This is a genomic window from Leclercia sp. 119287 (assembly GCF_009734485.1).
GTDB classification, from domain to species: domain Bacteria; phylum Pseudomonadota; class Gammaproteobacteria; order Enterobacterales; family Enterobacteriaceae; genus Enterobacter; species Enterobacter adecarboxylatus_C.
In genome coordinates this window covers 2956960-2976350 of sequence record NZ_CP046445.1, presented here as the reverse complement: position 1 = coordinate 2976350, position 19391 = coordinate 2956960, and the positions used below count along the sequence as shown (strand labels likewise).

Below are 19391 nucleotides of genomic sequence, written 5' to 3'. Positions count from 1 at the left end.
CTATGACATCACCACTGCCCTCAGGGCAATCGTCATTATTGTTACAGATGACACAGCGCCTCGCGCTGTCCGATGCGCATTTCCGTCGGATATGTCAGTTAATCTACCAGCGCGCGGGGATTGTGCTTGCCGATCACAAGCGGGACATGGTCTACAACCGTCTTGTGCGTCGCTTGCGCACGCTCGAGCTGGATGATTTTGGTCGCTACCTCGGCATGCTGGAAGCGAACCCGAACAGCGCGGAGTGGCAGGCGTTTATCAACTCGCTGACCACCAACCTGACCGCCTTTTTCCGGGAAGCTCACCACTTCCCGGTGCTGGCGGAGCATGCCCGCCGCCGCAGCGGCGGCGAGTATCGCGTCTGGAGTGCGGCGGCCTCGACCGGTGAAGAGCCTTACTCGCTCGCCATCACCCTGGCCGATACCCTGGGTACCGCGCCGGGCCGCTGGAAGGTGGTCGCCAGCGACATCGATACCGAAGTGCTGCAAAAAGCGCAGAGCGGTATCTATCGCCAGGACGAGCTGAAAACCTTGTCGCCACAGCAGCTTCAGCGCTACTTCATGCGCGGCACCGGCCCGCACGATGGGCTGGTGCGGGTGCGCAGCGAACTGGCGAATGCGGTGGAGTTCTCCATGGTCAATCTGCTGGAGAAACAGTACAACGTGGCGGGGCCGTTTGACGCCATTTTCTGCCGTAATGTGATGATCTATTTCGACAAAACGACGCAGCAGGAGATCCTGCGCCGCTTTGTACCGTTGCTCAAGCCGGACGGATTACTGTTTGCCGGGCACTCGGAGAATTTCAGCAATCTCGTGCGCGAGTTTAGCCTGCGTGGGCAGACGGTATATGCGCTGAGTAAGGATAAAGCATGAGTAAAATCAGGGTCTTGTCAGTTGATGATTCGGCGTTGATGCGCCAGATCATGACGGAGATTATCAACAGCCACAGCGACATGGAGATGGTGGCGACGGCCCCCGATCCGCTGGTAGCCCGGGATTTAATCAAAAAATATAACCCCGACGTGCTGACTCTCGATGTCGAAATGCCGCGTATGGACGGCATCGACTTCCTTGAGAAGTTAATGCGTCTGCGGCCGATGCCGGTGGTGATGGTCTCTTCGCTGACCGGCAAAGGCTCCGAGATCACCCTGCGGGCGCTGGAGCTGGGGGCGGTGGATTTCGTCACCAAACCGCAGCTCGGCATTCGTGAAGGGATGCTGGCGTACAGCGAGATGATCGCGGAAAAAATTCGTACCGCCGCACGGGCGCAGGTGGCCATGCACAAGCCGATGGCCGCGCCGGTGACCCTGAAGGCGGGCCCGCTGTTAAGCTCGGAAAAACTGCTGGTGATTGGGGCATCCACCGGGGGAACAGAGGCAATTCGCCATGTACTCCAGCCATTGCCGCTCTCAAGCCCCGGTATTCTGATTACCCAGCATATGCCGCCAGGCTTTACCCGTTCGTTCGCCGAGCGTCTGAACAAATTGTGTCAGATCAGCGTGAAAGAGGCGGAAGACGGCGAGCGCGTTCTGCCAGGGCATGCCTATATCGCCCCGGGGGACAAGCATATGGAGCTGGCGCGCAGCGGTGCAAACTATCAAATCAAAATTCATGACGGGCCGCCGGTTAACCGGCACCGTCCGTCGGTGGATGTGCTGTTTCATTCGGTGGCGAAACACGCGGGGCGCAACGCCGTTGGGGTGATCCTGACGGGGATGGGCAACGACGGCGCCGCCGGAATGCTTGCGATGCACCAGGCTGGCGCCTGGACCATCGCGCAGAATGAAGCAAGTTGTGTAGTGTTCGGCATGCCGCGCGAGGCCATCAATATGGGTGGCGTCAGCGAAGTGGTCGATCTCAGTCAGGTTAGTCAGCAGATGCTGGCAAAAATCAGTGCCGGACAGGCAATACGTATTTAACGAGGAGTGTAGTTTTATGGCGGACAAAGAGCTCAAGTTTTTGGTTGTGGATGACTTTTCCACCATGCGTCGCATCGTGCGCAACCTGCTGAAAGAGCTGGGTTTTAATAATGTTGAAGAAGCGGAAGACGGTGTCGATGCGCTGAACAAACTGAATGCCGGCGGCTTTGGTTTTGTCATTTCCGACTGGAACATGCCGAACATGGATGGTCTGGAACTGCTGAAAACCATTCGTGCAAATGGCGCGATGGCCTCTCTGCCTGTGCTGATGGTGACGGCCGAAGCCAAGAAAGAGAACATTATTGCTGCGGCACAGGCTGGCGCAAGCGGGTATGTGGTGAAGCCATTCACCGCTGCAACTTTGGAAGAAAAACTCGGTAAGATCTTCGAGAAACTCGGCATGTGAGGTACGGGAGATGATGCAGCCTTCGATTAAACCCACGGATGAGCATTCACCCGGCGACATAATTGCCCGGATCGGCAGCCTGACGCGCATGCTGCGCGACAGCCTGCGTGAGCTGGGACTGGATCAGGCGATTGCAGAAGCGGCGGAAGCGATTCCCGATGCCCGCGATCGTCTTGATTATGTTGTGCAAATGACTGCCCAGGCGGCAGAGCGTGCGCTGAACAGTGTTGAAGCGTCGCAGCCGCATCAGGATGAGATGGAAAAAGGCGCGAAAGCGCTGACCAAACGCTGGGATGAGTGGTTCGAAAATCCAATCGAACTCTCCGACGCCCGCGAACTGGTCACCGATACTCGTCAGTACCTTGGCGATGTGCCGGGCCATACCAGCTTCACCAACGCGCAGCTGCTGGAGATCATGATGGCGCAGGATTTCCAGGACCTTACCGGTCAGGTGATCAAGCGCATGATGGATGTGATCCAGGAGATTGAACGTCAGCTGTTGATGGTGCTGCTGGAGAACATGCCGGAACCTTCCGCGCGTCCACAACGCGAAAACGAAAGCCTGTTGAATGGCCCGCAGCTCGATACCACCAAAGCCGGTGTCGTGGCAAGCCAGGATCAGGTCGACGACCTGCTGGACAGCTTAGGGTTCTGATAGCCTGAGCCCGGCTGGAATCGCCTGGCGGCGCTTCGCTTGCACAGGCCTACAAAGACCGCACATATTTCGATATTACAGGGTGTTGTAGGCCGGGTAAGCGCAGCGCCACCCGGCAGAAATGCCACCTGCAAAGGTGGCATTTTTCTTTGTGCATCTGTTTCATCCTTTATTACGACAATCCTTCCAGAATCAGTAACCTGCTGCGACTTACGTTATTTCAAATTCAGCCATTCTGATAGTCTCACCAGGGTCATTGCTGACCGTAAGCAACAAACGGTCGAGTGATAAAATCATCGTTGACAGATGTCAACAGTCATAATAGCATCTTAATAACGGAGGCTAATGAAGAAACATCCGAACAAGCATATTCAGGAGGCAATTGAATATGCCCTCCGGAGAGGCTGGATTTGGGTTCCTCCCGGTCATTCAGCGCACTGTTTCTGCATGTTACGCTGTGGTAATCCTGAAGGTGAACATCGCGATTGCCAAATGAGCGTATGGTCGACGCCGAAAAACGCAGAAAGCCATGCGATGCAAATCATCCGCAACGTAAAACGCTGTCCTTGATTTTGCCCGGTAAAGGGCAGCAACAGCTGCTCTTTACCGAATACGAGACAATATCTGACGATAAAACAAAGAGGTATTATGGCGCTTTATAACTTCATTCTGACCCTATCAGGCGTAACTTACGAGACTGAAGGACTGGAAGATGCGCTGTACGCAAGCGGCTGCGACGATGCACTGATTTGCGCATATGGCCGCTCCGTCTACGTTGAGTTTGACCGTGAAGCTGAATCCCTGGATGCAGCCATCTCCTCAGCGGTCGACAATATCGAATCAGCGGGCATCGGCGCTATCGTAGGATCTGTCGACTCCGCCCTTGTCGGTTTGAGCGACATAGCCGAAATGACCAACATGTCGCGCCAGGCAATCGCCATGCTAAAAGACGGCACCCGCGGAAGCGGCGATTTTCCTTGCCCTATCCAGCGCATTAAAGGTCAGTCTCCGCTGTGGGACTGGGGCGACGTGGCGCACTGGCTTTCATCGAACGGCCGCTTAAAACAGGACAGCGAGCTGGTCGTTAACGCACACGTCCTCAGTAAGTGGAACCTGGTGCTCAGAAATAGCGCCTCAAAAGACTCTGAAAAAATTGCGTCTCTTGCCGCATCCCTGGTGGCACGCCGTTGTAAACAGGCTGTACAGGCATAAATTAACGCGCTGACCCAACCGAAAGCCCTAAATCAGCCCTTTTATCGCCGCTAATTAGCCCATTGTTCAGCCCCCGCTTTGGCATCATAGCGTCCGGACCTCTACCTGCGAGATGCTTGCCGTGGCAGAAGATAGCGACGACAAAACAGAAGCCCCCACACCCCACCGACTTGAAAAAGCGCGTGAGGACGGGCAAATACCCCGATCCCGAGAACTCACCTCGCTGCTGATTTTACTGGTTGGCGTGTGCATTATCTGGATCGGCGGGGAATCCCTTGCCCGCAGACTGGCCGGCATGCTCTCGGCCGGGTTGCGCTTCGATCACAGCATGGTCAACGACCCTAACCTGATCCTCAGCCAGATTATCCTGCTGATCAAAAGCGCGATGGTCGCGCTGCTGCCGCTGATTACCGGCGTCGTACTGGTGGCGCTCGTATCGCCGATCATGCTGGGCGGGCTGGTGTTTAGCGGAAAGTCGTTGCAGTTTAAATTCTCAAAACTGAATCCGCTGCCCGGGATCGCGAAGATGTTCTCGGCGCAAACCGCCGCTGAGCTGGTGAAAGCGTTGATGAAAGCCACGCTGATGGGTAGCGTGGCCGGATTTTTTATCTGGCACAACTGGCCGGAGATGATGCGCCTGATCAGCGAGTCTCCGCTGACCGCGATGAGCAACGCGCTCGATCTGGTGGGGCTCTGTTCGCTGCTGGTGGTGCTGAGCATTATCCCGATGGTGGGATTTGACGTTTTCTTCCAGATCTACAGCCATATCAAAAAACTGCGGATGTCCAAACAGGACCTTCGCGATGAACATAAGCAGATGGAAGGCGACCCGCACGTTAAAGGGCGTATCCGCCAGATGCAGCGTGCCGCCGCGCGACGCCGGATGATGGAGGATGTGCCGAAAGCGGACGTCATCGTCACCAACCCGACCCACTACTCCGTTGCGCTGCAGTATGACGAAGACAAAATGAGCGCGCCGAAGGTGGTGGCGAAAGGGGCAGGGCTGATTGCCCTGCGGATCCGCGAAATTGGTAACGAAAATCGCATTCCGATGCTGGAGGCCCCGCCGCTGGCGCGTGCGCTTTACCGCCATGCGGAAATTGGACAACAGATCCCAGGCCAGCTGTATGCCGCTGTGGCGGAAGTGCTGGCATGGGTATGGCAGTTGAAACGCTGGCGTCTGGCCGGTGGTCAACGGCCTGTGAAACCTGAGAATCTCCCGGTGCCTGCTGCGCTGGATTTTATGAACGAGAAGGACACTGATGGCTAATCTGGTGGCAATGTTGCGCCTCCCCGGCAACCTGAAATCGACTCAATGGCAGATTATGGCCGGGCCGATCCTCATCCTGCTAATTCTGTCGATGATGGTGTTGCCGCTTCCGGCATTCATCCTCGACCTGCTTTTTACCTTCAACATTGCGCTCTCGATCATGGTGCTGCTGGTGGCGATGTTCACCCAGCGCACGCTGGAGTTCGCCGCATTCCCGACCATTCTGCTGTTTACCACGCTGCTACGTCTGGCGCTGAACGTGGCCTCCACCCGTATCATTCTGATGGATGGCCATACCGGCGGCGCGGCGGCAGGTAAGGTGGTTGAGGCCTTCGGCCACTTCCTGGTGGGCGGCAACTTCGCCATCGGTATTGTGGTGTTTATCATCCTCGTGATCATCAACTTTATGGTTATCACCAAAGGTGCGGGACGTATCGCGGAAGTGGGCGCGCGTTTCGTACTGGACGGGATGCCGGGCAAACAGATGGCGATTGACGCCGATCTCAACGCCGGGCTGATTGGCGAAGATGAAGCGAAAAAACGCCGTGCAGAAGTGACCCAGGAAGCCGACTTCTACGGCTCGATGGACGGTGCGAGTAAGTTCGTTCGCGGCGATGCCATCGCCGGTATTCTGATCATGGTGATCAACGTCGTGGGTGGCCTGCTGGTGGGGGTTCTGCAGCACGGGATGAGCATGGGCCACGCGGCGGAAAGCTATACCCTGCTGACCATCGGTGACGGTCTGGTGGCCCAGATCCCGGCGCTGGTGATCTCCACCGCGGCCGGTGTGATCGTGACCCGCGTCGCCACCGATCAGGACGTTGGCGAGCAAATGGTAACTCAGCTGTTCAGTAACCCGAACGTGCTGATGCTGTCGGCGGCGGTACTGGGGCTGCTGGGCCTGGTGCCGGGGATGCCGAACTTCGTCTTCCTGCTGTTCACCGCCGCGCTGCTGGGGCTGGCCTGGTGGCTGCGCGGGCGTGAAGCCAAACCGAAGGCCGAGCCTGCGCCGATTAAGATGCCGGAAAACACCCAGGCGGTGGAAGCCACCTGGAATGACGTCCAGCTGGAAGATTCCCTGGGGATGGAGGTGGGCTATCGCCTGATCCCGATGGTTGATGCCCAACAGGACGGTGAACTGCTGGGGCGTATCCGCAGTATCCGTAAAAAATTCGCGCAGGACATGGGCTTCCTGCCGCCGGTGGTGCATATCCGCGACAATATGGATCTGCCCCCTGCACGCTACCGCATCCTGATGAAAGGGGCGGAGATCGGCAGCGGGGACGCCTATCCGGGGCGCTGGCTGGCGATCAACCCGGGTACGGCGGCGGGAACGCTGCCGGGGGAACAAACTATCGACCCGGCCTTTGGGCTGGCGGCCATCTGGATCGAAAGCGCCCTGAAAGAGCAGGCGCAAATCCAGGGCTATACCGTGGTGGAGGCCAGTACCGTGGTAGCCACCCACCTGAACCACCTGATCGGTCAGTTCTCGGCGGAGCTGTTTGGTCGTCAGGAGGCGCAGCAGCTGCTGGACCGCGTGACCCAGGAGATGCCGAAGCTGACCGAAGATCTGGTCCCGGGCGTATTGACCCTGACCACGCTGCACAAAGTGCTGCAAAATCTGCTCGACGAGAAAGTGCCGATCCGCGATATGCGTACCATTCTGGAAACTCTGGCCGAACATGCGCCGCTGCAAAACGATCCGCACGAGCTGACGGCGGTGGTGCGCGTGGCGCTGGGCCGCGCCATTACCCAGCAGTGGTTCCCGGGTACCGGCGAGGTGCAGGTGATTGGGCTCGATACGCCGCTTGAGCGTCTGTTGCTGCAGGCGTTGCAGGGCGGCGGCGGGCTGGAGCCGGGGCTGGCGGATCGTCTGCTGGCGCAAACCCAGGAGGCGTTGCAGCGTCAGGAGATGCTCGGCGCGCCGCCGGTACTGCTGGTGAACCACGCGCTGCGTCCGCTGCTGTCGCGGTTCCTGCGCCGCAGCCTGACGCAGCTGGTGGTCCTGTCGAATATGGAGCTGTCGGACAATCGCCACATCCGCATGACTGCCAGCATTGGAGGGCAATAATAATGCGTAAACTACTCTGGTTACTGGCGCTGCCGATGATGGCGCAGGCCGCAGGCGAGGGGGCCTGGCAGGACAGCAGTATCGGCCTGACCCTTAACAACCGGGGCGTAGCGGCCTCGTCCCGTCCGCTGTCGGCGAAGCAACCGGTATCCGGTCTGATGACCCTGGTGGTCTGGCGCTACGAGCTGAATGGCCCAATCCCCGCCGGGCTGCGGGTGCGGTTATGCTCCCAGGCGCGCTGCACCGAACTGGACGGCGCCAGCGGCAGCACCAATGCCTTCAACAATGTGCCCGCCGCCGAACCGCTGCGCTTTATCTGGGAAGTACCCGGCGGGGGCCGTCTGATCCCTGCCCTGAAGGTGCAGCGTAACGAGGTGATCGTTAACTACCGCTAACTGCCCGCTTTTTCGCCAGTTATCAGTCCATTCTGATGACTGGCTCGCATAATTGACCCCGTCTTTTGAAGCAAAAGAAACGCTGTTTTATAAAAGAGTGACGCGCGTAGTAAATCTCTTTGCATTTTTGCCAGTTGCCGCCGGGCGGTGGCAGAAACAGAAAGGTATCCGCGTAGGGATACTCTTACTGTAACCCTGTAGTCACTCCCGTTCCCTCCGGGCTAACCGGGAGTCATCTAAAACTTACAGGGTCGACGGTAATGAAAACACGTAAAATTGGACTCGCAAACTATCTGGCCTACGGATCGGGCGATTTTCTCGGGGCGGGAACCACAGCGCTAACCGCTGCCTGGCTGTTATATTTTTATACTACCTTCTGCGGTCTCTCTCCGATTGAGGCCACTTTCATCTTTGCTGCGGCAAGGGTGCTGGATGCCGTCGTCAGTCCGCTGATGGGCTTCCTGACCGATAACTTTGGTACCACCTGGCTTGGCAAACGCTTTGGCCGTCGTAAGTTCTTTATTCTGCTCGGCATCCCGTGCGTCTTCAGCTACTCGCTGATGTGGGTCGGGGATATGGGCTTCTGGTACTACCTGCTGACCTATCTGATCTTTGATATCGTCTACACCATGATCCTGGTACCGTACGAAACCCTGGTACCGGAGATGACCGACGATTTTAAACAGAAAACCAAATTCTCCGGCGCACGTATCTCCATGGCGCAGATGTCGGCGATTCTGGCCTCCTTCCTGCCGGGTATTCTGTTGACCCACTTCGGGAAAGACAACGCCATCTCCTTCTTCTATGCCAGCCTGGTGTTCTCAGTGCTCTGCGCCCTGATGCTGACCTTCGTCTGGTTCTTTACCTGGGAGCGTCCGCGTGAAGAGTGGACCGAAGCCGCGCTGCGTGCCGAAGAAGAGAAGAAAAAACTGACGCTCGGGCAGAGCCTGAACCGTCTGTTCGTTGAGCTGAGCTCTACCCTGCGAATCAAAATTTTCCGTCAGCATCTGGGGATGTACCTCGGAGGCTACATCGCGCAGGACGTGTTTAACGCCGTCTTCACCTACTACGTGGTCTTTGTCCTGATGCAGGAAGCCTCCATGGCCTCTAACCTGCTCGGCACCATGGCTATCTTCCAGTTCCTTGCCGTTATCGCCATGATCCCGCTGTGCATCCGTTTTGGACCGGCGCCGTCGTATCGCATGGTGGTGGTGCTGTTTGGTCTGGCATCCATCTCCTATGCCGCGCTCTATTACGCCGGCATGAGCGATATCTACGCGCTGCTGCTGCTGGTTTCTGCTCTGGCGGGGCTGGGTCGCGGCGGGATCAACTACGTGCCGTGGAACACCTACACCTATATCGCTGACGTCGATGAAGTCATCACCGGTCAACGCCGCGAGGGCATCTTCGCCGGCATCATGACCCTGACCCGTAAAGCGTCGCAGGCGGGAGCCATCATGCTGGTGGGTATCGTCATGCAGATGTCCGGTTTTGTCAGCGGGCAGAAAGTGCAGCCGGAAGGGGTAAGCCACACCATTCTGATGATCCTGAGCGTGGGGACGATTCTGGTCCTGTGCTGCGGCTTCCTCGTCTCACTGCGCTTTAAGCTGAACTTACAAACGCACAGCACGCTGCGCGAAGAGACGGCCAAAATGCGTGAGTCCGGCCGTGCGATACCGGAGGCCGCTACGCCGCAGGCCCGCGCCACGGTCGAAATGCTGGCCGGTATGCCGTACGACTGCCTGTGGGGCAACAACAACATCGGCTATCTGAATCGCAATAAACCCGCTGCACCGTCCGTGAAAGAACGTGCTTTACTGAATTCGACATACAACAGAGGTTAAGATTATGAAGGTTTGGCCTGTCAAACATAGCCCGTTACTGCGTCAGCCAGAGCGTTTTATCGCCAGAGATGAGCTGAAAGCGCTGATCCAGAAAGTGACGCATAACCTGGTGAACATTCACGATAAAACCGGCGAGTTTTTACTGCGGCTGGACGACGGGCGCGTGATCGACACCAAAGGCTGGGCGGGCTGGGAGTGGACGCACGGGGTCGGTCTCTACGGCATCTGGCAGTATTACTGCCAGACCGGGGATGAAGGGATGCGCGATATCATCGACAGCTGGTTTGCCGAGCGTTTTGCCGAAGGGGCCACCACCAAGAACGTCAACACCATGTCGCCGTTTTTGACCCTTGCGTATCGTTATGAAGAGACGCGTAACCCGGCCTGGCTGCCGTGGCTGGAGAGCTGGGCCGAGTGGGCAATGGTTGAGATGCCGCGCACCGATCACGGCGGCATGCAGCACATCACCCTGGCGGAAGAGAACCACCAGCAGATGTGGGACGACACCCTGATGATGACCGTTCTGCCGCTGGCGAAGATTGGCAAACTGCTTAATAAACCTGAATACGTGGAAGAGGCGGTCTATCAGTTCCTGCTGCACGTGCAGAACCTGATGGATCGGGAGACCGGGCTGTGGTTCCACGGCTGGAACTACGACGGTCAGCACAACTTTGCCAACGCCCGCTGGGCGCGCGGCAACAGCTGGCTGACAATCGTTATTCCTGATTTCCTTGAGCTGGTGGACCTGCCGGAAAACAATGCCGTGCGCCGTTATCTGGTGCAGGTGCTGAATGCGCAGATTGCTGCCCTGGCGAAGTGTCAGGACGAGAGCGGTCTGTGGCATACGCTGCTCGACGATCCGAACTCTTATCTGGAGGCCTCCGCCACCGCCGGATTCAGCTACGGGATCCTGAAAGCGGTGCGCAAACGCTACGTGGCGGCGGAGTATGCGGAGGTGGCCGAGAAAGCCATCCGCGGGATCGTGAAGAATATCTCGCCGGAAGGTGAACTGCTGCAAACGTCATTTGGTACCGGGATGGGCAGCGATCTGGAGTTCTATCGCCAGATCCCGTTGACCTCGATGCCGTACGGTCAGGCGATGGCGATATTGTGTCTGACGGAATATCTGCGGAAATATTTCTGATAGCGGCAGGTATCCCCCGGTGGCGCTGCGCTTACCGGGGCTACAAAACAACAAACCCGGCTTGCGCCGGGTTTTTGTTATTTCGATACCCGGTTTTGTAGGCCTGATAAGCGAAGCGCCATCAGGCATTAACCGGACACCGATGTTACATGCGTTCGACGGTTTCAATACCCAGGGTATCCAGACCCAGCTTCAGGGTCTTCGCCGTCAGCTGCGCCAGCTTCAGGCGGCTGTTGCGTACCGCTTCACTCTCGGCGGAGAGAATAGGGCAGTGCTCGTAGAAGCCGGAGAACAGGCCAGCCAGATCGTACAGGTAGGCGCACATCACTTGCGGCGTACCGTCGCGGGCCACCACAGACAGCGTCTCTTCGAACTGCAGCAGACGGGCCGCCAGCTGCGCTTCGCGATCTTCGCTGATGGTTACCTGCGCCTGTGCCAGCACGGCTTCGTCAATCTCTGCCTTGCGGAATACAGACAGCACGCGGGTGTAGGCATACTGCATGTACGGCGCGGTGTTGCCTTCGAAGGCCAGCATGTTATCCCAGTCGAATACGTAGTCGGTGGTACGGTTCTTGGAGAGATCCGCATATTTCACCGCACCGATACCGACGGCGTTCGCCAGTTTTTCCAGCTCGTCTGCAGGCATGTCCGGGTTTTTCTCTGCCACCAGACGGCGGGCACGCTCCAGCGCCTCGTCCAGCAGATCCGCCAGCTTCACGGTACCGCCCGCACGGGTTTTAAACGGTTTGCCGTCTTTACCCAGCATCATGCCGAACATGTGGTGTTCCAGCGGCACGGAGTCCGGTACATAGCCCGCTTTACGCACGATGGTCCACGCCTGCATCAGGTGCTGGTGCTGACGGGAGTCGATGTAATAGAGGACGCGATCCGCATGCAGCGTTTCGTAGCGATATTTGGCGCAGGCGATATCGGTGGTGGTGTAGAGGTAGCCGCCATCCTTTTTCTGGATGATGACGCCCATCGGTTCGCCTTCCTTGTTTTTGTACTCATCAAGGAAGACCACCGTTGCGCCTTCGCTTTCGACCGCCAGCCCTTTGGCTTTCAGGTCGGCCACGATCCCGGCCAGCATCGGGTTGTACAGGCTCTCGCCCATCACGTCTTTACGGGTCAGGGTCACGTTCAGACGATCGTAGGTGAGCTGGTTCTGGGACATGGTGATGTCCACCAGCTGGCGCCACATCTGACGGAAGTACTCGTCGCCGCCCTGCAGTTTCACCACGTAGCTACGCGCGCGCTCGGCAAAGGCTTCGTCTTCGTCGTAGTGCTTTTTCGCATCGCGGTAGAAGCCTTCCAGGTCCGCCAGCGCCATCTCACCAGCGTTATCCTGCTGCTGTTTTTCCAGCCAGGCGATCAGCATGCCGAACTGGGTGCCCCAGTCGCCGACGTGGTTCGCACGGATCACGTTGTGGCCGAGGAACTCAAGGGTGCGCACGGAGGCATCACCGATGATGGTGGATCGCAGGTGGCCGACGTGCATCTCTTTCGCCACGTTCGGGGCGGAGTAGTCGACGACGATGGTTTGCGCTTGCGGCTGCGCCACGCCCAGACGGTCGGATTTCAGGGCCGCATCTACGTTTTGCGCCAGGAAGGCAGGGGCGAGGAAGATATTGATAAAGCCCGGCCCGGCGATTTCGGTTTTGCTGGCGATACCCTGCAGATCCAGGTGCGTCAGGACCTGCTCTGCGAGTTGTCGCGGCGCCATGCCCAGTTTTTTAGCCACTGCCATCACGCCATTGGCCTGATAGTCGCCAAACTGTACTTTCGCTGACTGACGAACCTGCGGTTCACAGTCTGCAGGTGCGCCTGCAGCAATCAGTGCCTGACTGACTTTTTCTGAGAGAAGAGCCTGAATATTCACCGGGATACCTTACATTTTTGACGCGACCATCATGCTGCCGCGTCAGTTAAAGAAATTAGGCCGGGAGTATACTGCAATTGCCCGTTGCCGTCAGCACTGGCTCAAATCAGCGGTTGGTCGCAGGCGGGCAACAGAGTAAATTAACGCTTTTGCATGACGATAAGAGTATCAATGATGGCGAACTGGCAATCTGTTGACGAGCTGCAGGACATTGCAGCTGATTTACCGCGTTTCACCGCGGCCTTTACGGCGCTTGCCGAACGTCTGGGTCTGGAGATCGCTCCGCTCGCGGCGGACCATATCTCCCTGCGCTGCCATCAGAACGCCACCGCCGATCGCTGGCGGCGCGGGTTTGAGCAGTGCGGCGAGCTGCTCTCTGAAAACATCATCAATGGCCGTCCTATCTGCCTGTTCAAGCTGCACGAGCCGGTCTGCGTCGGACACTGGCGCTTTGAGGTAGTTGAACTGCCGTGGCCGGGTGAGAAACGCTATCCCCACGAAGGCTGGGAGCACATCGAAATCGTGCTGCCTGGTGACCCCGACACCCTCAATGCCCGCGCGCTGGCGCTGCTGTCCGACGAGGGCTTAAGCCAGCCCGGGATCTTTGTTAAAACCAGCTCGCCAAAAGGGGATCGCGAACGTCTGCCGAATCCGACCCTGGCAGTTACCGACGGCAGCGTGACCGTCAAGTTTCACCCCTGGACCATCGAACAGATTGTCGCCAGCGAAGAATAAACCCGACACTTTGTGAGCTGACGCCGTGTCGCGGGTATGGCGGCATGGCATGATGCAAAACCCAACTGAAGATAAGGAGGTTTCGTGGCATTGCTGGAGATCTGTTGTTACAGCATGGCGTGTGCCGTGACCGCGCAGGAACGCGGCGCCGATCGCATTGAACTCTGTGCGGCCCCGAAAGAGGGCGGGCTGACCCCGTCTTATGGCGTGCTGAAATCGGTGCGTCAGGCGGTGACCATCCCTGTTCACCCGATTATCCGCCCGCGCGGCGGGGATTTTTGCTACAGCACGGGCGAATTTGACGCCATGCTGGAGGATATCGCCCTTGTGAACCAGCTGGGTTTCCCGGGGCTGGTGACCGGCCTGCTGAATGAGGACGGCCACATCGATATGCCGCGCATGCGCCAGATTATGACCGCCGCGCAGGGGATGGCGGTAACTTTTCATCGCGCCTTTGATATGTGCGTAAATCCACAGCAAGCCTTTGAAAATCTGGCGGAACTGGGGGTTGCACGCGTGCTCACTTCCGGCCAGCAGTCCTCCGCCGAAAAAGGTATTTCATTAATTAAGGAACTAAAAGCGCAATCAGGTGTTCCAATAATAATGGCTGGTGCTGGCGTTCGCGCCGCCAACCTGGAAACGTTTTTACAGGCAGGGGTATTCGAGCTTCACAGCTCGGCAGGCAAATGGTTGCCGTCACCCATGCGCTATCGCAACACAGGCTTGTCGATGTCGACGGATGCTGAGGCGGACGAATATTCCCGTTATGGCGTGGACGGCGAGTCGGTTGCAGAGATGAAGGCGATAATCGAAAGGTATCATCGCTAATACAGTTTTTACCGCGCATCATGTCGCCCAATATGATGCTTGTTTGTACCAGGCCCCTGCAATTTCAACAGGGGCCTTTTTTTATCTGCCGTTCGGTGGCAAAAAACTACGGTTTGGTGGCAATCAATACCGCGCGTACTGGTGCCGGATAACCTTCAATCGTTTTGCTGCTGTCATTCGGGTCGAGGAATTCGGCCAGCGACTCGGTGGTCATCCACTCGGTGCGGCGCTGCTCTTCGGTAGTGGTAACGCAGACGTCCGCGATACGGATATCAACAAACCCACACTTCGCCAGCCAGTTTTTCAGCGCCAGCGCCGACGGGATAAAGTAGACGTTACGCATCTGGGCGTAACGATCGCCCGGCACCAGCACCGCATTTTCATCGCCCTCAATCACCAGCGTCTCCAGCACCAGCTCACCGCCGCTGACCAGCTGATCTTTCAGCTGCCAGAGGTGTTCCAGCGGTGAACGGCGGTGATAAAGCACGCCCATCGAGAAGACGGTATCAAACGCCGCCAGCGCGGGAAGTTGCTCAATGCCCAGCGGCAGCAGGTGCGCGCGCTGGTCGTTGCCCAACAGTTTGCGTACCGCTTCGAACTGGCAGAGGAACAGCTGCATCGGATCAATCCCGACCGCCAGATGGGCGCCTGTGCCGATCATGCGCCACAGGTGATAGCCGCTACCGCAGCCGACATCCAGAATGGTGCGTCCGGTTAAATCGGACAGGTGCGGTAACACGCGATCCCATTTCCAGTCCGAATGCCATTCGGTATCGATATTCATGCCGTACAGGGAGAACGGCCCTTTACGCCACGGCATCAGATTGCGCATCAGCTTGTCGAGACGCAGCATCTGGCCTTCGCTCAGGGGCGTTTCGCTTTCGGCGGTGACGCTGTGCAGGAGATCCAGTTTGTACGGGGTCATCTCCGGCAGAAACTCGACCGCGTTGCTCCACTGCTTAAACTGGCCGTGCAAAGACTCGCGCTGCCAGGCGGCGATCTGCCCCGGCAGAGTTTCCAGCCAGTGGGAGAGGTGATTTTTAGCAATCAGCTGATAAAAGTTACCGAAATCGATCATGCGTTACCGCCTTTCAGCGCCACCAGAGAGCCAAAGTTAAAGCACTGGAACCACAGCTCACTGTGCTCGAACCCGGCCTTGTGCAGGCGGGCTTTGTGGGCTTCAACCGAGTCGGTCAGCATCACGTTCTCCAGCATGCTGCGCTTCTGGCTGATCTCCAGCTCGCTGTAGCCGTTAGCCCGTTTGAAATCGTGGTGCATGTTGAACAGCAGCTCGCCGACGGTGGCATCTTCGAAGCTGAACTTCTCCGACAGCACCAGCGCGCCGCCAGGGTTCAGCCCCTGATAAATTTTGTCCAGCAACAGCTGACGATCGTCAGGCTCGAGGAACTGCAGGGTAAAGTTCAGCACCACCATTGAGGCGTTTTTAATCTCGATATGGCGGATATCACCTTCGACCACCTCTACCGGGGTAGGCGCTTTCCAGGCGTCGATATGGCGGCGGCAGCGTTCAACCATGGCCGGGGAGTTGTCGACGGCGATTATGTTGCAGCCGTCGTGCTTGATGTTACGACGAACCGACAGCGTGGCCGCGCCCAGTGAGCATCCCAGATCGTAGACCTGCGTGTCGGGCTGAACAAAACGTTCCGCCAGCATGCCGATCATGGAGATGATATTGGAGTAGCCGGGGACCGAGCGCTGGATCATATCCGGGAAGACTTCAGCTACCCGTTCATCGAAGGTCCAGTCGCCCAGACTGGCGATAGGCGCAGAAAAAAGCGTGTCGCGATCTGACATAACGTAAAAATCCGGGAAAAATAAAGGGGCGTATTGTGCGCTAATGCAATGAGAAAACCAACTCCCACGGCATATACCACAGGTTAGCCAGCACCATTAGCACAAGCGAACACCAGGTGGCGCTCATGCCGGAGCGGCGCCAGCGGAACAGGCGCTGATGGAGGCCATAGTAATGCATCAGGCGCCCAAGGATCAGCAGCAGGCCGCAGACATGCACCATCCAGGTCTCGGCGCCGTTCATTTCCATAAATAACAGCAAGATCAGCGCCGCCGGGATGTACTCCACCGCATTGCCATGAATGCGGATCGCGGTTTGCAGCTCCGAAAACCCACCGTCGCCATAAGAGACGCGGTACAACATCCGCAGGCGCGCAACATCGAACGAAAACTTAATTAACAGTAACGCACCCAGCACTGCATACAGCGCGCAGACCATACAAACTCCCTGTTTTTTGGCAGATGGCACTTCTATGATAGGGGCTGGGATCAGAAAAGAGAAGATTGCTGCGGAATGGTGGGGGCGTCGCCAATGGACGGAGCCACGGCCTGCAAGGCTTGCCAGAGAGCATCGACCAGTTGCGGGGCCTGGGCGATATCGGGAGTATGTAAAAAAAGGTACGGTGTGGCGGTCTGTTCCCACTTCGCCAGAGTTTGTAGCCAGACGGTAAACAGCGCCTGGTTTTGCGGCATATTGTCGCTGCCGATAAAGCGCACCATCGGATTGCCGGCGGTCATCACCGCATGTACCGGCACCTTCGGCTTTTTGCGCTGGGCGTCGATAATAGCCTCGTTGTGCGGCACGGCAGCATGCACCGGACGGCTGTCGAGGATCGTTCGATTGACGCCGCGCTCGTGCAGACCGCGATTGAGCGCTTTCTCCGCGTCCCCCTTCATGAAGAACTCAGGGTGACGAACCTCCACGCCGTAGGTAAATTCCCGGGGCAGGGCGTCGAGGAACTGCCACAGCGCGGGCAAATCACGCGGGCCAAAGGTGGCGGGGAGCTGAACCCAGTACTGACCGATGCGGTTGGCCAGCGGTGACAGTCGGGTGAAAAACGCTTCGGTGAGATCGTCGCAGTTTCGCAGCGCGGCCTGATGGGAGATGGTGGCCGGGAATTTAAAGCAGAAGCGAAAGTCGTCGCTGGTCTGCTCCCGCCAGCGCGCCACCACCTCGGCCTTCGGCAGGGCGTACAGCGTGGTGTTACCCTCCACACAGTTAACATGTCGGGCAATCGCATTTAACTTACTGATTTCAATAATGCCCTGGTGCTGCTTTGCAGGCTTTGGGGCATCTGTGGGGCAAAACTCGCAAGCCTCTGATTCAGCATCGCGATCTGCTCACTGCTGCTGTCAGCCATCCACGCCCCGTACACATTGAAGACCATCTGGGCGCTCGCATGGCCCATCTGGCTGGCAATGAAGCTGGGGTTAGCGCCAGCTGACAGCGACCAGCACGCATACGTGTGACGCGACTGATAAGCTTTCCTGTGCCTTATCCCTGCCCGCTTCTCCGCTGCGTCCCACAAGTCGCCTATCGAGTCGACTTTGTAGATGAACCCGACATGCTGACATCGTCTGACCAGTTGAGGGTTGAAGACAAATGTACAGTCGTGGATCTCCGTTCTGCCGTACTCGCGCAGCTGAACATCAATGTGATGCTGCTTTCCTGGCCTGGTCATTTCCGCCTGATTCCTCAGGACACTGATCGCGGGCTGGATTAGGTGTATGACCCTGTTTGTGCTCGCCTCAGTTTTCGGTAGAGTGAATTCGCCCAGTTTTGTATAATTACGCCTGATTGTTATTGTTCCAGCTTCAAGATCGATATCCTCCCAGGCCAGGGAGGTCAGCTCCCCGTGACGTACCCCTGTGTAAACTGCAAGTGACCACAGGTTTTTCGTCTGTTGATGCCGGCATGCATCGATCAGGCGAATAAATTCGTCACGAGTTAGCGGATCTGGCTCTGCCCTGGCTTTTTTAAGAGGCTTCATCCCCTCGAAGGGGTTTACCTCTACGTAACCGTGATCTGCTGCAAACTGAAACATTCCGGCAATGGTTGTCATGTAATAATTCACAGTGACAACACTTCGTCCCTTCGCCGGGGCCTTTCCCTTCACTGGCGTCTGGTGACCGGTCAGTAAATCTTTCCTGATATACAGCAGTTCCTCTTTGGTCACCGCCGACACCAGCCGATTACCCCCGATCCTGGGCACCACATTCCTTGCGACTGACTCATAACGGTTGAGTGCGTTCGCGCAGATTTCCATTCTCTTCAGATCCAGCCACTTTTCAGCAAGCTCTGACACTGTAATTTCTTTCTTACCCACCCCAAAAGTCTTGAGGTTAGGGGAATCCGGAAACTGTGCCGCGTACTCAAATGTGCCTGTGCGGATTGCAAAACATACTGACGTCCGCAGTTCCCCGGCGATCTTCCTGTTCTTAGCGGTGTCAGGGACACCGAGGCTTTCCCTGACACGCTTACCTTTGAAATTAAACCAGATGCGCAATGTGCCACCGTGGTTTTCGACGCCTGTTGGATATGTGACTTTATCCATTAACTCCTCCAGACGCCCAAGAGCGATATGAGATTACCTTTTTCATGGCATCAAATCACCCTGGCTGTTTGTTTTTCATCGAGTCCACCCATGCATCGACCGCTTTCCGGTTGTACATGCACTCGCTGGATGGTTTCGGGTTTCCGTCCGGTGAAACGTGCACGTATTCCCGCCCGACCATCCAGCACTCTTTTCTGGCCCGGAGGATGGTTCCGGGCTTGAGCCCGGTGACCGCGATCAGAACCTTTTCGCTTACCCAATCATTCGGGACCAGCAAAACGATATCGGCAGTATCACGCATTAGTACTCTCCATTTTTTTGTCGGCCAGGCGAACACAGCGTTCGAAGGGAGAGGGCGTGACTATGTTTTTCAATTCCTGAACGAGGTAATCGTTGCGCTGCTGGTGGAGCTGCAGCGTGCGCTCTTTCTCTTCCTGGCGAAGTATGGCCAGCCGCGCCGTGATAACCCGTCGCTTTGCTTTAATAACCCGCAGCGCGTTTTCAGCCTTTTTACGCCATGCACTCCAGTCGCTACTACTTTTAGAGTTGGCCAGCTGGTCCTCAATGCTGAGCTGTACTTCTTCAGCGAGGAACAGCTGCTGCAGGCAGTCGTTAATTGTCTTCAGGTTTTCAACCTTGATATGCGTTTTTTCCACCGTTAACCTCC

21 protein-coding genes are annotated in these 19391 nt (G+C 57.2%); 13 read left to right on the top strand and 8 right to left on the bottom strand.

Annotated features, from left to right (window positions below; genetic code table 11):
- The first annotated feature begins 2 nt into the window (after nt 1-2).
- From cheR to GNG27_RS14295, 11 genes are all read left to right on the top strand, one after another.
- The gene (cheR, locus tag GNG27_RS14340) at nt 3-872 is read left to right on the top strand and encodes a protein-glutamate O-methyltransferase CheR (protein ID WP_142486244.1); all 870 of its coding nucleotides are present in this window, start codon (nt 3-5) and stop codon (nt 870-872) included.
- Nucleotides 869-1918: a chemotaxis response regulator protein-glutamate methylesterase gene (locus GNG27_RS14335; protein ID WP_142486243.1), complete on the top strand. Its 1050-nt coding sequence runs from the start codon at nt 869-871 to the stop codon at nt 1916-1918. Before cheR ends, GNG27_RS14335 begins: the two co-directional genes overlap by 4 nt.
- Before the next feature lie 16 nt (nt 1919-1934).
- A complete protein-coding gene (gene cheY / locus GNG27_RS14330; RefSeq protein ID WP_039030844.1) occupies nt 1935-2324 on the top strand; it encodes a chemotaxis response regulator CheY in 390 nt (129 codons plus the stop codon).
- Between the two features lie 10 nt (nt 2325-2334).
- Nucleotides 2335-2979 carry a protein phosphatase CheZ gene (gene cheZ, locus GNG27_RS14325; RefSeq protein ID WP_142486242.1) on the top strand — a complete coding sequence of 215 codons (645 nt, stop codon included), beginning with the start codon at nt 2335-2337 and terminating at the stop codon, nt 2977-2979.
- A gap of 345 nt (nt 2980-3324) precedes the next feature.
- Entirely contained in the window at nt 3325-3549 is a 225-nt protein-coding gene (locus tag GNG27_RS23730) for a hypothetical protein (RefSeq protein ID WP_231600400.1), read from the top strand.
- Between the two features lie 78 nt (nt 3550-3627).
- Entirely contained in the window at nt 3628-4191 is a 564-nt protein-coding gene (locus tag GNG27_RS14320; RefSeq protein WP_142486240.1) for an AlpA family transcriptional regulator, read from the top strand.
- Between the two features lie 121 nt (nt 4192-4312).
- Nucleotides 4313-5461, top strand: a complete 1149-nt coding sequence (flhB, locus tag GNG27_RS14315; protein WP_142486239.1) for a flagellar biosynthesis protein FlhB — start codon at nt 4313-4315, stop codon at nt 5459-5461.
- Nucleotides 5454-7532 carry a flagellar biosynthesis protein FlhA gene (gene flhA, locus GNG27_RS14310; protein ID WP_156264086.1) on the top strand — a complete coding sequence of 693 codons (2079 nt, stop codon included), beginning with the start codon at nt 5454-5456 and terminating at the stop codon, nt 7530-7532. The genes flhB and flhA overlap by 8 nt, the downstream gene beginning before the upstream one ends.
- A 2-nt stretch (nt 7533-7534) precedes the next feature.
- The gene (locus GNG27_RS14305; RefSeq protein WP_142486237.1) at nt 7535-7927 is read left to right on the top strand and encodes a flagellar protein FlhE; all 393 of its coding nucleotides are present in this window, start codon (nt 7535-7537) and stop codon (nt 7925-7927) included.
- A gap of 260 nt (nt 7928-8187) precedes the next feature.
- Complete coding sequence (locus GNG27_RS14300) at nt 8188-9771, top strand: MFS transporter (protein ID WP_142486234.1); 1584 nt, start codon at nt 8188-8190, stop codon at nt 9769-9771.
- Between the two features lie 4 nt (nt 9772-9775).
- Nucleotides 9776-10915, top strand: a complete 1140-nt coding sequence (locus tag GNG27_RS14295) for a glycoside hydrolase family 105 protein (protein ID WP_156264085.1) — start codon at nt 9776-9778, stop codon at nt 10913-10915.
- Nucleotides 10916-11060: 145 nt separating this feature from the next.
- On the opposite strand, the gene argS is transcribed toward GNG27_RS14295, so the two are convergent.
- Nucleotides 11061-12794 carry an arginine--tRNA ligase gene (gene argS, locus GNG27_RS14290; protein WP_156264084.1) on the bottom strand — a complete coding sequence of 578 codons (1734 nt, stop codon included), beginning with the start codon at nt 12792-12794 and terminating at the stop codon, nt 11061-11063.
- A 174-nt stretch (nt 12795-12968) separates the two neighbouring features.
- Here argS and GNG27_RS14285 point away from each other — a divergent pair, with 174 nt between their 5' ends.
- Together GNG27_RS14285 and cutC are read left to right on the top strand one after the other, a co-directional pair.
- On the top strand, nt 12969-13529 hold the full coding sequence (locus GNG27_RS14285) for a VOC family protein (RefSeq protein WP_142486231.1): 561 nt from the start codon (nt 12969-12971) through the stop codon (nt 13527-13529).
- Between the two features lie 84 nt (nt 13530-13613).
- On the top strand, nt 13614-14357 hold the full coding sequence (cutC, locus tag GNG27_RS14280; RefSeq protein WP_156264083.1) for a copper homeostasis protein CutC: 744 nt from the start codon (nt 13614-13616) through the stop codon (nt 14355-14357).
- A 106-nt stretch (nt 14358-14463) separates the two neighbouring features.
- On the opposite strand, the gene cmoB is transcribed toward cutC, so the two are convergent.
- Genes cmoB through GNG27_RS14245 form a run of 7 tightly spaced genes read right to left on the bottom strand, consistent with a single transcriptional unit; the run spans nt 14464 to nt 19380 of the window.
- The gene (cmoB, locus tag GNG27_RS14275; RefSeq protein ID WP_156264082.1) at nt 14464-15435 is read right to left on the bottom strand and encodes a tRNA 5-methoxyuridine(34)/uridine 5-oxyacetic acid(34) synthase CmoB; all 972 of its coding nucleotides are present in this window, start codon (nt 15433-15435) and stop codon (nt 14464-14466) included.
- Nucleotides 15432-16172, bottom strand: coding sequence for a carboxy-S-adenosyl-L-methionine synthase CmoA (gene cmoA, locus GNG27_RS14270; RefSeq protein WP_142486228.1), 741 nt, complete (start codon nt 16170-16172; stop codon nt 15432-15434). Before cmoA ends, cmoB begins: the two co-directional genes overlap by 4 nt.
- 40 nt (nt 16173-16212) lie before the next feature.
- A complete protein-coding gene (locus GNG27_RS14265; protein ID WP_138369354.1) occupies nt 16213-16608 on the bottom strand; it encodes an MAPEG family protein in 396 nt (131 codons plus the stop codon).
- 50 nt (nt 16609-16658) lie between these two features.
- Nucleotides 16659-17432 (bottom strand): DUF72 domain-containing protein, encoded by a 774-nt coding sequence (locus GNG27_RS14260; protein ID WP_156264081.1) that lies wholly within the window; start codon nt 17430-17432, stop codon nt 16659-16661.
- On the bottom strand, nt 17411-18724 hold the full coding sequence (locus GNG27_RS14255) for a site-specific integrase (RefSeq protein ID WP_156264080.1): 1314 nt from the start codon (nt 18722-18724) through the stop codon (nt 17411-17413). The genes GNG27_RS14260 and GNG27_RS14255 overlap by 22 nt, the downstream gene beginning before the upstream one ends.
- Before the next feature lie 55 nt (nt 18725-18779).
- The gene (locus tag GNG27_RS14250) at nt 18780-19025 is read right to left on the bottom strand and encodes an excisionase family protein (RefSeq protein ID WP_156264079.1); all 246 of its coding nucleotides are present in this window, start codon (nt 19023-19025) and stop codon (nt 18780-18782) included.
- Complete coding sequence (locus GNG27_RS14245; protein WP_156264078.1) at nt 19018-19380, bottom strand: hypothetical protein; 363 nt, start codon at nt 19378-19380, stop codon at nt 19018-19020. Before GNG27_RS14245 ends, GNG27_RS14250 begins: the two co-directional genes overlap by 8 nt.
- Between the last annotated feature and the right edge of the window lie 11 nt (nt 19381-19391).